Here is a 13867-nt window from a genome sequence, read left to right on the forward strand (position 1 = left end):
CGCGCGCACCCCTCTCCAAATCGCTTCATCAACGCGCGGGAAGTTCCCGCGCACAACACGAAGGAGACACCATGACATCTCGATTCCTGCTCTCTGCCATTGCCGCCGCCGGCCTGCTCTGCCATGCGGGCGCGCAGGCCGGCTGGGTCACCGTCAGCGACTCTGGCAGCCCCGTGCTCTCGACCTGCAATCCGAAGAGCGCGAGCGGCACCCAATCGGCCACGCTGGCCACCTGCAAGATCACCGCGCTGCCGAGCTACGCAGCAGACGGCTACATCGTCGCGACCTCGGTACCGCAGCGCACGACCAACATCTCGGTCACCGGCGACACGGGCACCGCCGTGGTCGGCAAGCTTTACGAACGGGTCTGGTGCCACAGCACCAACGGCAGCACTTGCGACGCCACCAACAAGTTCATCTTCGGCATGCGAGCGAACCTGAACACGACATCGACCTGGAACTCGGATGGCGAGACCTTCGAGATCAACGACATGTTCCATGCCGTGCCCACCGGCGCGACGGTGGAGATCGCCTACTTCATGGGAACGGTCGCTGGCGGCACCAATGTGGACACGGCCCAGGCCAACAAGTACCTCGAGTATTCGGGCCGCACGAAGAAGGGCCTGGGGGAGTACGCGGGCTCGCCGAGCGGCCTGAACCCGACGCGCGACAACACCTGGATCAACTTCCGGGCCGACACCAACGCGCTGGACCCCGATGGCATCAGCAGCCCGTGGTCGCCGTGGGTCTTCGCGCGCCTGACCTGCGCCACCGGCATCGACACGGTGGCCCACACCTCCAAGCTGCGGTTGCATGAAGGTGGCGAAGAAGGCCAGTCGGACATCGAGGTCCTGATGTCGGGCTACGTCTGCCAGTGACACGCTGCCGCAGCCGGAACAGGCGATGAGCGCGACCGCGATGCAAGGCTCCGGGCGGGCAGGTGGGCTGGCCATCGCCCGGTTGGCAGTTGCCGGGTTGGCAGTCGCCGGCCTGGCGCTGCTGCTTGCCTGGTGGTGGATGGTCGGGGCGGACGATTCGCCCCGGCCTTCGCCGCAGCCCGCCGCCGCGGTGCGTTCCGAGGCGACGCCATTCGTGGCGCTCACTGCCTCGCTCGCCGAAGCAGCGCCGTTGGCACGCGCACGCGCTCCCTCGGACTCGTCACCTGCCTGCGCGGCCCAAAGCATCAGGCTGGCGCTTGGCGCCATGCCGCCTGAACCTCGATGCGCCACGCCGACCAGCACACGGCGCAGCGGCGAAACCCTGATCCACGAGGTCCAGACCATCGGCGGCACCTCCGGCTGGACGCTGCGTGCAGAGACCATCGGCCCCGTCGTGCATCGGCTCACCTTGACGAGTGCACAAGGCGCGCGCTACGGCTGCAGCGAGAACGAGGCCGGCTGTGCAGGCGTGAGCTTCGATCAGAACCAGCCGAACTCGACCCATCGCATCGTGCTCGCCGACACGCTGTTGCGGGTACTGCCACCGCAGCGCCCAAAAGGCATGCGTGCTGCCGACTTCGCGCCGGCGATGGTCGATGCCGATGCCACAGCGGCCCCGATCCGGGTGAGCGCAGCGCTGGCCGTCCCAGCCGTGGACGAGTCGGCCTGCGCTGGGGAGGCGCTCGCGCTGGTTGCCAGCAGCGGCCAGGTGAGCAAGTTCTGCGCTGATGCCGGCAACGAGCAGGGCAGCCTGCCGGGCGGCGGTGAACAAATCGGCTACCTGCCGTACGCAGGACCGGCGCTGCGCATTCGCGTTGACGAGCACGGGCGGGTCTCGCGCGTCGAGATGGGCTCGCTCGCCTGCGAAGGCGGCGCCTGCACAGGTGTTGCCATCGAGGACGCCGAGCACGGCGCACCCCCAGGACTGCGCAGCATCGCGTTTGCCGGCACGACGCTGATGCCGAGCGGCAGCGGAGGCTCGGCCGAATCCATGGTTGTGAACGGCCGGCTGCCCCTGCCGTGAACACCCTGCCAACCCAACCGAGTCGTCGTCGCGTGAAACCTCAGCTCAACGCCAACCCTGTCGCAACCAGCCCTCGATCAGCGGCTCTACCTCGCTCGATGGCGCGCAGCGCGGCGTGCGTGATCGCGCTGGCACTGTGCGGCTGCGGAGGCGGCGGTGAGGGCAGCAGCGAGGCGCCCTCTGCGACCGTCCCGCCCTCGATGAGCGGCACGGTGAGCGACGGCGTGGTGATGGACATGGGCAACTTTCGCGGCCTGGACGTCGGTGTGAAAGGCAGCGCAGGCATCGCGCGCGAAACGAGCGCCGTCACGGTCACCACCCACTACAACGTGACCTTGGATCAGTTGGCGCCGCCTTACCTGTTGTCGGCCAATGTGCTGGACGGCATTCGCCTTCTCGCCCCGGCAACCAGGGACGGCACGGCCAACCTGACGCCACTGACGACGCTGACAACCGCCTGGCTGCTCGGGACCGACCCTGCCGCCTACTTCGACAACACCCTCGCAGGGCAAGGTGGCGTGCCGGCGTTCACTGACGCCGAGGTGGCGACCGCTCAGGCCGAGGTGACGCGTTACCTGGCACGCGTGAGCCAGGTCGAGCTGAACTCGTCCATCGCAAGCCAGAACTGGGTCACCACGCCGATGCAGAACGCACCCGGCGATGCGATGTTCGACCAGATCGTCGTGCTCAACAACGCGCTCACCGCGGCCACTTCGAGCCTGGCGCAGTTGGCCGGCGAGGTCGCTGCCCAGAAGCAGCGCTGCAGTCGCACCCGTGTGGCGGTGACGGGCGGCATTGCTGCCAACCACTTCTGCCAGAAGGACAGCAGCTCGCAGTTCATGAGCGGCAATCTCGTCCGCGTTTTCAACTTCGCCGACATCGAGGGATCGACGCTGGCCCTGAGGGTGAAAAACGGGGCCGTCATCCGGATCGCCTACGTCACCCGAGAAGGCAGTTTTGGCTGCGACAGCCAGACCGCATGCGCCGGTGCCACGGTCGGCGCGTTGACCGCGGACGACACGGTGCCGATCACGCTGGCCGGCGTCCAACTCCGCGCGCAGGCTGGCACCAAGGTCGCCCTTGACGGTGCACTGGCCGGCGCGGGAGCCTTGCCCACCTTGCCTTGCGACAACGACAAGTTCTACCTGCTCGATCCCGCTGGCGGCGTACGAGGCCTTTGCATGTACGAGGCCGGCGCCAACAAACGAGCGTCTCAGGCCGACTACAACTGGGGCAGCCAGGACGGCGACCAACCTTACTACCTGGAACTGGTGAGCGACGGTACGAGCGTTGCCAGCATCGACGTGTGGTGGTACGACCCCGAGACTGGCAACCCCCTGACGCTGTACCGCTGCGAGCAAGCGGCCTGCACCGGCGTCACCATCAGCGAACCGTTGGACAGCGTGGACGAATATGGCGACCCACTGCGCGCGCGCAACTTCGCGCTGCACAACGTGCCGATGTCGGCAGTTGACAGCGAAGGCCGTCTCGGCAGCGCCGTGGCAATGACCGTCACTGCAACACTGAGCAACCGGGTGCCCGGCGCGGGATTCACCCCGGACTGCAGCACCAGCATCGAGCACAACACCGTCAGCTTCAGTGACAGCACGCCGGCACTGGACGTCTGCCCACCGCCGCCCAGCTCCGACGATTACTACACCTTCAAGAGCGCCTACCCGTATTACGTCCCCGGCATCGATGATGCGGTCGACTTCAGCGTCTCGACCTACGTGGTCCCGATCGACGGCAGCGTGTCCCCACTCAACACCATCCACGTGGTCCTGTCCGGCAACACCGTGCTGAAGATCTTCCTGCAAACCGCGGGAGACACGCGCAGCTTCTCGTGCCTGGCGGATGCCTGCGCGGGTGTCACGGTCTCGGCGCTCGATGATCAGGGCCAGCGGACCATCGGGTTCAACGGGACGGTGCTGCTGGAGGACCCGGTCCGCCAGATCCCCGGCGCGGGCACCACGGCGGTCATCACTGGTGGATTCCTCTCGGTGTCGGATCCGTATTTCGTTCCCTTGTCGGTGGGTGGGCGGCGCGCCGTGACAGCACTGCCATCGCGTCCCCGCCAGGCGAGGGCAGCGCCGGGCTTCAGGTAGGCGCCTGCGAGACCTCGGTCGCCACCTCGGCAATGACCCCGCGCAGCCAGCGGTGCGCCGGGTCGTTGCGCCAGCGCACGTGCCAGGCCATCTCGACCGGAAACGTGCCCAGGTCCACCGGCGTGGGCAGCACCTTCAGCCGCGTGTCGCTGGCCAGGCGACGGCAGATCAGGCCGGGCAGCGTGGCGCAGCAGTCGGTCACCGCCACCATTTCGGGCACCGAGAGGAAGTGCGTGACCGAGACGGCCACCTCGCGCTTGAGCCCTTCGCGCTGCAGCGCCTGGAACAGCCCGGCGCGCAGCCGGCCAGGCGGCAGCACGTTCACATGCTTGAGCTGCTCGTATTGCTTCTTGCTGATCTTCTGGCCGGTCACCAGCGGATGGTCCGCGCGCACCACGCAGGCCAGGCCGTCGTCCATCAGGTGCTGCACGATCAGGTTGTCCGGCGGGTCCACGAAGCGGCCCATCACCAGCGCGGTGCTGCCCGAGATCACGCCGGTCTCGGCCAGGTCCGTGCCGAAAGGCGCCAGGCGCAGGCTGATGCCCGGCGCCTGCGCGCGCAGCCGCGCAACGATGGCCGGCATCAGCGTGTATTCCACATAGCTGTTCGGCGCCAGGATCAGCTGCAGCCGGGCCTTGGCCGGGTCGAAGGCCTGCTGGCCGAGGATCAGGTCGTCCAGGCTGGCCAGCGCGGCGGCCATCACGGGGGCCAGTTCCTCGGCCTTCTGCGTAGGCTGCATGCCATAGCGCTCGCGGATGAACAGAGGGTCCTGCAGCAGCGTGCGCAGCCGCGTCAGCGCGTTGGACAGCGCCGGCTGCGTGATGCCCAGGCGCTCGGCTGCGCGGGTCACGCTGCGCTCCTCCATCAGGGTCAGGAACACCGGCAGCAGGTTCAGGTCGTAGCGCATCCAGATATATTGCTTTGTGAATGTCTGGAATTCAACAGATAAATTGGATGAATTGAGACGGAGTCTTCATCATTCGTTCCAAGCCAACGAGTCCTCCAGTTGCACAGAGCGCCCGCCATGTCGACCGACATTCTGTTCACCCCCACCCGCCTGCGAGAGAACACTCCCCTGTTCGAGGCACCCGTGGCTGCCTTCTTCGGTGGTGGTGCCGAGGGCCATGCCCGATTTAGCCTTGCCCATCCGCTCACGCAAGCGACCGAGACCGCGGCCGCCTGAGCACTTCAACCCGCTTTGACAAAAGGAAACACACCATGGCATTCAAGGACCTTTTCCCCGGCAAGCTCGGCTTTGGCACCGCGCCGCTGGGCAACATGTTCCGCGACATTCCCGAAGCCGAGGCGCAGGCCACGGTGGAAGCGGCCTGGAACGACGGCATCCGCTACTTCGACAACGCGCCGCTCTACGGTGCCGGCCTGGCCGAGATTCGCATGGGCCAGGCGCTGGAAGGCAAGCCGCGCAGCGAATACGTCATCAGCACCAAGGTCGGCCGGCTGATCCTTGACGAAGTCGAGGACGTGAACGCGCGCGACATGGGCGAGAAGGGCGGCGTCTTCAAGCACGGCCGGCCCAACAAGATCGTCAACGACTACTCGGCCGACGCCACGCTGCGCTCGATCGAAGACAGCCTGAAGCGCCTGAAGACCGACCACATCGAGATCGCCTTTGTGCACGACCTGGCGCAGGACTTCTACGGCGACGAATGGCTGGCCGCCTTCGAGAGCGCGCGCAAGGGCGCCTTCAAGGCGCTGGACCGGCTGCGCGACGAAGGCGTCATCAAGGCCTGGGGCCTGGGCGTCAACAAGGTGGAGGCCATCGAGCTGCTGCTGGACCTCGAAGCCCCGCGGCCCGATGGTTTTCTGCTCGCGGGCCGCTACACGCTGCTGGACCACGAGCTCGCGCTGCAGCGTGTGATGCCCAAGGTCACCGAAGGCGGCCTGGGCATCGTCGTCGGCGGTCCCTACAGCTCGGGCGCACTGGTCGGCGGTCCGAACTTCGAATACGCCCCGGCCAAGCCCGCCATCCTCGCCAAGGTCGCGAAGATCAAGGCCATCGCGGACCGATACGGTGTCAGCATGAAGGCCGCCGGCCTGCAGTTCTCGCTTGCCAACCCGGCGGTGGCCGCCGTCATCCCCGGCGCCAGCCAGCCCAGCCGCATCGCCGAAGACCGCGCTGCGCTGAACGAGGTGGTGCCGGCCGACTTCTGGCGCGAGCTGCGCCAGGCGGGGCTGGTGCATCCTGCGGCGCCGCTGCCGGGTGGTGCCTGAGTTCGGGTTCGCCAGGGCCACGAAGAGGGCGACGGAGCGCCAGGTGCACGCTCGCGGTGCGAGTCAGACTGCGCGGGGCGTCCTTGACGCTGCCAGGCAGGCCAGCACCTGCGAGCCGAACTGCTTGACGTCGATCGGCTTGGACAGATAGCCATCGCAGCCAGCGGCGCGCATCCTGGCCTCGTCTCCCTGCATCGCAAAGGCGGTGAAGGCCACGATGCAGATGTGCCGCGTGGCCGGGTCCGCCTTCAGTTCCCGTGTCACCTCCAGCCCGTCCTTGCCTGGCATCTGGATGTCCATCAGGATCAGGTCCGGCCTGAAAGACGCTGCCTTCTGAATCGCTTGCGCACCGTCGGCAGCGGTGTCTACCTCGAACTTCGCGGCCAGCAACACGAACTGGGCGATGGCGATGTTCATCGCGTTGTCGTCGACGATCAGCACGCGGGGCTTGCTCACGGCTTCACCCCGCATGCGTCGCAGCGGGCTGGCCCCAGCGTCGCACGCTTTCCAGCACCGCCGCCATGGCGCCGCCGCCCTTGACCAGGATCGCGCGCGCCGACCGGGCCAGGATCGCATATTCGTCGTCGGTCAGCATCATGCTGGTCCAGATGAACACCGGCACCTCGCGCCAGGCCGGCATGCGTTGCAAGGCGTCGAGCACCTGGAAGCCGTCGAACTCCGGCATCATCAGGTCGAGCAGGATGGCATCTGGGCGGCAGTGGTCGATCTCCTGCATCGCCTGGCGGCCATCCTGGAAGCAGACGGCGTCGATGCCGATGCTCTTCAGCGTCGCGCACATCAAGTCGAGCGACGCCGTGTCGTCGTCGATCACCATGACATTGGCGCGTCCCGGTGCCGGCAACCTGAAGCGCATCATGGCCGACGTGATTTCGTCGCCGCGGATGGGCTTGCACAGGACGTTGGCAATGGCGAAGGTGGCACTCATTGCCAGGTCCGCCGGCATGGTCACGCCAACCACTGGCGACGCCTGGCTTGCCCCCCGGCTGCGGATGTCGCCCAGCAGTTCCAGCCCGCGCATGCCCGGCAGGCTCAGGTCCAGCGTCAGCGCCGCATAGGCCGTTTCACGTGCCCGGCGCAACGCATACGGGCCGTCCGCAGCGGCATCCACCTCGAAGCCTGCCTGCGAGAGCGCGTCGACCAGCAGTGCCTGGTCGCGCTGGTCGTCCTCTATCACCAGCACGCGGCCGGCCTCCCGTTCCTGCACCCTCCGCGCCGCGGCTTCGGCGCGCTGGGTGTCTTGTCCATGCACCCTGTTCAGCACGACATGGAACACGCTGCCCACCCCCACCGTGCTGCGCACGCCGACCTGGCCACCCTGCGCCTCGACCAGCCGGCGCGTCAGCGCCAGGCCCAGGCCGGTGCCCTGGTGCTGCTTGCTGTAGCCCGCGTCCAGTTGCTGGAATTCGGTGAACAGGCGTGGCAGGTCGGCCGGCGAAATGCCGATGCCCGAGTCTTCGACTTCGACCCGGAAGTGTTCGGCTCCCTCGGCCATGACCCGCACCACGACATGCCCGCCCGATGCGGAGAACTTGATGGCGTTCGAGAGGTAGTTGTAGAGCACCTGCTTCAGTCGTGCCGGGTCCAGCCTCAGGTCGGTCAGGCCGGCATCGATGGCCATCGAGATGACGATGTCCTTGCGGCTGGTCGCCGAGTGCAGAACGGCTTGTGCCTCCTTCAGGATCGAGGCCAGGTCCAAGGGCTCCGGGAAGAACTCGAACTTGCCCGACTCGACCTTGGACAGATCCAGCACGTCGTTGATCAACTGCAGCAGGTTCCGTCCGCTGTTGGCGATGTGGCCGAGGAATTCCTGGTGCTTGGGCGAATCGGGCTTGACGAAGCCCGACTGCATCAGTTCCGCAAAGCCGATCACCGCGTTGAGCGGCGTGCGAAGTTCGTGCGACATGTTGGCCAGGAACTGGCTCTTGAGCCGGGTGGCCTCCTGGATCTGCCGGTTCTCGGCCTCCAGCCGCTGCACCTCCAGCCGCGCGCGCTCTGCCTCACGCTGCTCGGTGATGTCGATCACGATGCCAGGCATGTGCGTGGCCCTGCCGCCTTCGCGCTGGACGCTGCCGTGCTGGCTGATCCAGTGCAGGGACCCATCGGGCCAGACCACACGGCACTGGACGCGCCAGTCGCGCAGCTCGGTGATGGCCACCTGCAGGCTCTGCTCGACCTCGGCCCGGTCTTCCGGATGCACGTGCTGGAAGAATGTGTCGAGATGCCAGTCCGGCTGCTGTTCGCCGTAGCCGAAGCATTGGTCATGGCGTGTGGAATGCTGCATGGCGCCGGTCGCGAGGTCGAGGTTCCAGGCACCGACGCGGGCGGCGTCTAGTGTGAAGCGTAGGCGCGCCTCGCTGTCGCGCAGGGCGGCCTCTGCCCGTCGCTGGCGCGAGACGTCGCGGGCGATTTTCGAAGCGCCGATCACGCGGCCCGCAGCATCCTTGATCGGCGAGATGGTGACGGAAACATCGATCTGTTCTCCGTTTTGCCGCAGGCGAACCGTGTCGAAGGCCGGCACGGACTTGCCCAGTGCCAACTCCGCGAGGATGCGCATCTCCTCGTCCTGCCGGTGTGTCGGGATCAACATCTGAACCGGCTGCCCGATGGCCTCCTCGGCGGAATAGCCGAAGATGGTCTGGGCCGCCCGGTTCCAGCTCGCGATGCGCCCGTCCAGCGCCTTGCTGACAATGGCGTCATTGGATGATTCGACGATGGCAGCCAGTCGCTGCGTCTCTGCCTCTGCCTGCTTGCGATCGCTGATGTCCAGCACGAAGGCGGTCCCTTCCCGGAGTTCGCCGTCGCGGCTCGCCGACCCGATCAGGATCGGAATGCGTGTGCCGTCCTTGTGGATGAACTCCTTTTCGTAGGGCGTGCCCACGCCCTCGGCATTCAACTGGCGCAGCGCCGCCTGGTCGCGCAATCCGTACTCGGGCGGCGTCAAGGCCGACCAGCTCAGCTTTCCGGCCAGCAGCTCGCCGCGCGTGTAGCCAACCATCCGCAGGAACTTGTCGTTGGCATCGGTGATCCCGCCTTCGAGTTCCCAGTAGAACAAGCCGATCATTTCGGAGTGGAAGAGTTGGCCGAGACGCTCTTTGCTGATGCGCAGGGCTTCGGTGGCGCGCACCTGGGGCGAAATATTCCGGATGGTGATGAAGGAGGCATTCACCTTGCCCTCCGCATCGTGGAGCGCCGAGCCGTTGTAGCTTGCCCAGAACTCCTTGCCGGTGTCGCGGCGGACGGCCCGCAGCACCTGATCCTGCACCTGTTCGCCGCGCAGCACACGCGATGCAGGCCAGTCTCCGATCTCGAGTCGTCGCGCAGAGGGGTCCCATCCCTCCCACAGGACCGGCAGCGCTGCGCGGCCCATCTCGCCGCGCTCTGTTTCGTCGAAACCATGGAGGCGCAACGAGGCGCGGTTCTGGAAGACCACATTGCCTTCAACGTCGAAGACCATCAGGCCCTCGGACATTTCCTCGACAACGCGGCGAAACTGCAACTCGTCGTGGCGCAGCAGGTCCACCAGTCCGCCGCCCCTCGGAGCGCGTTCATGTTCGGCGACCTTTGCACGCAGCACTTCCAGCTCGCTCGGGACCGTCACCACCGCGTCGGCGCTGCTGGCCGCATAAGCATCAGGTTCCTGCATCTGGGCCACTCGCTGGAGCGCTTGTGCTCGCTGTCGCAGCCCGCATCGACGAGAAGTCCAGGGCTGTCCCCGACAACGACCGCAATGTGTTCATGCTCGACAGAGCTCCGCATCAGTGACTGTGCGGCGTTGCCATCGGCGAAGGATCTGCGCCAATCAGGTGCCTATTCTGATCCTTTTGCGCAGCTCGTCTCCAAATGTTTTGTTTTGAAGGATTTGGCGGCCGCGTGAAGTGTCGGGCAGCAATCGCAGCGAAGCTGGGCCAGGCCGAGCTGTGTGCAGGCTGCGCTTGGCCACATCGACGCTGCAGCGCAGCATGGCCGGCCGGCACGGTGCGTCTTTCGCATCCCGCGTTCGTCAGCTTGTCGGCCCTCGCGTGGCGGCCCATACTGGCCTGCTCGGCCACCTGTGATGCGTGGTCTGCATCTGAAGGAGCCCCCATGAGCCGACACCTCGCTGTCACCGCCTCGCTGTTGTTGGCCACCGCCCTGGCGGGCGCGCAAGCCCAGGCCCAGCAGCGCTACAGCTTCAGCTTGCTGGCACCGCTGGCGGGCGGCGTGCAAAGCGGGGCCAATGGCCTGAACGATTTGGGGCAGGTCGTCGGTTCCACCGGCTTCGCGGACGACGGCCCGGCGCAGGCCACGCGCTGGAAGCAGGCCACGCCGGCGGCGCTGCCTGGCCTGGGCGGCCCGGGCGCTTCGGTGGCGCAAGGCGTGAACCTGCGCGGCTGGGCGGCCGGCAAGAGCTTGACGGTGCAGGGCGACACCCACGCCACCTTGTGGAAAAACGGCGTGGCGACCGACCTGGGCACGCTGGGCGGCCGCACCAGCATCGCCTACGCCATCAACACAAAGGGCGTGGTGGTGGGCTTCAGCAACTTCAGCCCCAGCGACCCGAACAACAGCCACGCCACCGTGTGGCAGGGCAGCAGCAAGACCGACCTGGGCACGCTGGGCGGCAGCTACAGCGGCGCCTATGCGGTGAACACCAGCGGCCAGGTGGCCGGCCAAAGCGCGGTGACAGGCAACGTGGCCGTGCACGCGGTGCGCTGGACCGGCGGCGTGCCGACCGACCTGGGCCCGGGCTACGGCTACGGCATCAATGACGCAGGTGAGGTGGTCGGCTCCAACGGCCAGACGGCCACCTGGTGGCAGAACGACAGCCCCGTGGACCTGGGCACGCTGGGCGGCTCGCTGAGCCTGGCCACGGACATCAACAACGCCGGCCAGATCGTCGGCTACAGCCTCACCCTGGCCAACGCCGCTTCGCACGCGGTGCTGTGGCAGGATGGCGTGGCGACCGACCTCAACAGCGTGCTCTCGCTGGCCACGCGCCAGGCTGGCTGGGTGCTGGCCAACGCGGCGGCCATCAATGAAAACGGCTGGATCACCGGCACCGCGTTCAACACGCTCACTGCGGCGCAGTCGGCCTACCTGCTCAAACCCAAACCAACGCCCGCATCACGATGAATCCTGTTCGCACCGTTTCACTGCCCACCGGCGAGCGGGTGCCGGCCCTCGGGCTGGGCACCTGGAAGATGGGCGAATCCACGCGCGCAGCGGCGCTGGAGGTCGCCGCCATCCGCCACGCCATCGCGCTGGGCTACCGGCTGTTCGACACCGCCGAGATGTACGGCGAAGGCGGCGCCGAGACGGTGCTCGGCAAGGCGCTGGCCGAGGCGCTTCGTGCGGGCGAGGTCCGCCGCGAGGAGCTGACCATCGTCAGCAAGGTCTACCCGCACAACGCCAGCCGCAAGGGCGTGCCGGCGGCCTGTGACCGCAGCCGCCAGCGGCTGGGGCTGGATGTGATCGACGTCTACCTGCTGCACTGGCGCGGCGGCGTGCCGCTGGCCGAAACAGTGGATGCCTTCGAGGCCGAAAAAGCCCGCGGTGCGATCCGCGAATGGGGCGTGTCCAACTTCGATGTGCACGACCTGGTCGAACTCGAAGGCCTGCCCGCCGCCAGCAGTGCCGACGGCCTGCTGCGCTGCGCCACCAACCAGGTCTGCTACGCGCTGGACGAACGCGGCCCGGACTTCGGCCTGCGCGCCTGGCACCAGGCCCGGCAGATGCCGCTGATGGCCTACTGCCCGCTGGGCCAGGGCAGCCTCGCCGGCAGCGCCGCGCTGGCCGAAATTGCCGCCGCCCGCGGCGCCACCGCGGCGCAGATCGCGCTGGCCTGGACGCTGCGCGACGGCGACGTGATCGCCATCCCCAAGGCCGTCAGGCATGCCCACCTGGCCGAGAACCTGGCCGCCTTGCACCTCATGCTGACCGAGGCCGAACTCGCCGCCATCGACGCCGCCTTCCCGCCCCCCACGCGCAAGACGCCGCTGGCGATGGTGTGAGGCCCAGGGCCGAGCGAGTCAGCTCTGCGGCGCGCTCGGTGGGGCAAAGCCGGGCTTCACGAATCGCACCGGGTCCAGCGCGATCTCGGCCGGCAGGCCCTGCGTTTCGCCGGTGCGCAGGAAGGCCTGGACCTTCGCCGCCATCTCCGGCCGGCTGCGCAGCAGCGCGAAGGGGCCGTTGTGCTGCGCGCGGTGCACGATCACCGTGCGGCTGTTGGGGAAGTAAGGCCCCATGGCCAGGGTGTTCTCCATCGGCGTGGAAAGGTCCCAGTCGCCCTGCACGAAGAGCACGGGCGTGGTGTCCAGCACTGGGTGGCGGAAGGCGTCGCCCGCGTCCGGCGTGGCCCACTCGCCCTGGGTGGCCAGGTAGGCCGCGAAATTCCAGGCGCCGATGATGGGCAGGGCCGGGTCGCTCCACAGCAGGCGCTTGCGCTCGGCGCTCATGTCCAGCCCGATGTTGACCAGGGGGTTGATGAGCGCACGCTCGCCGGCCCGGCGCCAATCCAGCGCCTCGCGCGCCCAGCCTTCATGCCGACCGTGGTAGGCCGAAATCACGAATTCAGGAAAGCGGCTGGCATCGCCTGCGCGCTCCACCAGTGCCTGCTGGTAGTCGCCTCGGCCCAGCGTAATGTCTTGCGCCCCACCGTCTTCGCTGCGCAGGTTCACCACCACCGTCTGCCCGGGCGCAAAGCGTTGGGCCAGCGTGGCCTGGATCGCGGCGATCAGGCCACCTGGCGGCAGGTAAGGCTTCAGCGCCGGGTCTTCGTCGGCCTCCAGTGCGATGCGCTGCATCGCGGCGAACACATGCGAAGGCAGGTCGTAGCCGTGGTCCAGCGGCTCGGCGGCAGAGATCACGGCCCGCGCCGCCAGGCCCGGGTGCCGCTTCATCACCGCAAAAGCCCACTGCGATCCGAAACTGGCCGCCACCAGGCTGATCTGCCGGTAACCCAGCGCCTGGCGCAGGTCGTTCACGTCGTCTGCCATCTGCGTGATGCTGTAGCCCGAGAGATCCGCCTGCGGATAGGCCGCCTGCGCGCCGCGGGCGAGCGCACGCGTGGCCTCGATGTCCCGCTCGATGGTGGCAGGTTGGTCCAGCGGCTCTGGCGGCGTGGTCAGGTTCATCAGGTCGCCCCGCAGCGTGTAGCCGCGCTGCTCGATCACGACCAGATCGGCCACCTCCGCATAGGCCTGCCAGGCCTTCACTCGCCGTTTGGCCGCATCGTCCTGGTCGAGCACGATGTCCAGCATCGTCACGCCGGGCCCGCCTGCGAGCAGGAAGATGGGCGGGGCCTGCGTGGGCCGCGAGGCCTTCACCCGCGCGAAGCCGATCGAGATCAGCCGCGAGCCGGGCTTGTCGCGGTTCTCCGGCACGTGCAGCGTGCCGATTTCGTAAGGCATGGCCGAGCCATCGTTGGCCGTTGCCACACCGGGGCTGAGCAGGATTTCGCCCGCGTGGCGTTCAGGCGCAGCCGCAGCCGCCAGGCACAGCGGCGGCATGGTCAGGCCAACAAGCAAGGCGAGCAGCCGCCAAGGCGCAAGCTGAGGCATGGACGAACC

The 13867-nt window shown here is 67.6% G+C and carries 11 protein-coding genes; 7 read left to right on the top strand and 4 right to left on the bottom strand.

The features are described from left to right. Positions 1-71 precede the first annotated feature (71 nt). The 3 genes from LRH25_RS12715 to LRH25_RS12725 all read left to right on the top strand — a co-directional run bounded on the left by LRH25_RS12715 (position 72) and on the right by LRH25_RS12725 (position 4067). Positions 72-878, top strand: a complete 807-nt coding sequence (locus tag LRH25_RS12715; RefSeq protein ID WP_141286096.1) for a hypothetical protein — start codon at positions 72-74, stop codon at positions 876-878. 25 nt (positions 879-903) lie between these two features. After that, positions 904-1962: a hypothetical protein gene (locus LRH25_RS12720; RefSeq protein ID WP_141286098.1), complete on the top strand. Its 1059-nt coding sequence runs from the start codon at positions 904-906 to the stop codon at positions 1960-1962. A gap of 200 nt (positions 1963-2162) precedes the next feature. Continuing rightward, positions 2163-4067, top strand: a complete 1905-nt coding sequence (locus LRH25_RS12725; protein WP_141286100.1) for a hypothetical protein — start codon at positions 2163-2165, stop codon at positions 4065-4067. Here the strand turns inward: LRH25_RS12725 and LRH25_RS12730 are convergent. After that, the gene (locus LRH25_RS12730; RefSeq protein WP_141286102.1) at positions 4060-4974 is read right to left on the bottom strand and encodes a LysR family transcriptional regulator; all 915 of its coding nucleotides are present in this window, start codon (positions 4972-4974) and stop codon (positions 4060-4062) included. The genes LRH25_RS12725 and LRH25_RS12730 overlap by 8 nt on opposite strands. Before the next feature lie 117 nt (positions 4975-5091). On the opposite strand from LRH25_RS12730, the gene LRH25_RS12735 reads away from it, so the two are divergent. Both LRH25_RS12735 and LRH25_RS12740 read left to right on the top strand, forming a co-directional pair. Beyond that, the gene (locus LRH25_RS12735) at positions 5092-5250 is read left to right on the top strand and encodes a hypothetical protein (RefSeq protein ID WP_170200766.1); all 159 of its coding nucleotides are present in this window, start codon (positions 5092-5094) and stop codon (positions 5248-5250) included. A 35-nt stretch (positions 5251-5285) separates the two neighbouring features. Then, on the top strand, positions 5286-6299 hold the full coding sequence (locus LRH25_RS12740) for an aldo/keto reductase (RefSeq protein ID WP_141286104.1): 1014 nt from the start codon (positions 5286-5288) through the stop codon (positions 6297-6299). Between the two features lie 63 nt (positions 6300-6362). Here LRH25_RS12740 and LRH25_RS12745 read toward each other — a convergent pair whose 3' ends face one another. Together LRH25_RS12745 and LRH25_RS12750 are read right to left on the bottom strand one after the other, a co-directional pair. Further along, a complete protein-coding gene (locus LRH25_RS12745) occupies positions 6363-6755 on the bottom strand; it encodes a response regulator (RefSeq protein ID WP_259372427.1) in 393 nt (130 codons plus the stop codon). Positions 6756-6759: 4 nt separating this feature from the next. Continuing rightward, complete coding sequence (locus LRH25_RS12750; RefSeq protein ID WP_141286108.1) at positions 6760-9963, bottom strand: PAS domain S-box protein; 3204 nt, start codon at positions 9961-9963, stop codon at positions 6760-6762. 440 nt (positions 9964-10403) lie between these two features. Here LRH25_RS12750 and LRH25_RS12755 point away from each other — a divergent pair, with 440 nt between their 5' ends. Both LRH25_RS12755 and LRH25_RS12760 read left to right on the top strand, forming a co-directional pair. Further along, positions 10404-11432, top strand: a complete 1029-nt coding sequence (locus tag LRH25_RS12755; protein WP_170200767.1) for a hypothetical protein — start codon at positions 10404-10406, stop codon at positions 11430-11432. Continuing rightward, positions 11429-12310, top strand: a complete 882-nt coding sequence (locus tag LRH25_RS12760; RefSeq protein ID WP_231011284.1) for an aldo/keto reductase — start codon at positions 11429-11431, stop codon at positions 12308-12310. Before LRH25_RS12755 ends, LRH25_RS12760 begins: the two co-directional genes overlap by 4 nt. A gap of 18 nt (positions 12311-12328) precedes the next feature. On the opposite strand, the gene LRH25_RS12765 is transcribed toward LRH25_RS12760, so the two are convergent. Beyond that, a complete protein-coding gene (locus LRH25_RS12765) occupies positions 12329-13858 on the bottom strand; it encodes an alpha/beta hydrolase (protein WP_170201156.1) in 1530 nt (509 codons plus the stop codon). Positions 13859-13867 lie beyond the last annotated feature (9 nt).

Source organism: Ideonella azotifigens (assembly GCF_021043325.1).
In the GTDB taxonomy this organism is placed as follows: domain Bacteria; phylum Pseudomonadota; class Gammaproteobacteria; order Burkholderiales; family Burkholderiaceae_C; genus Ideonella; species Ideonella azotifigens.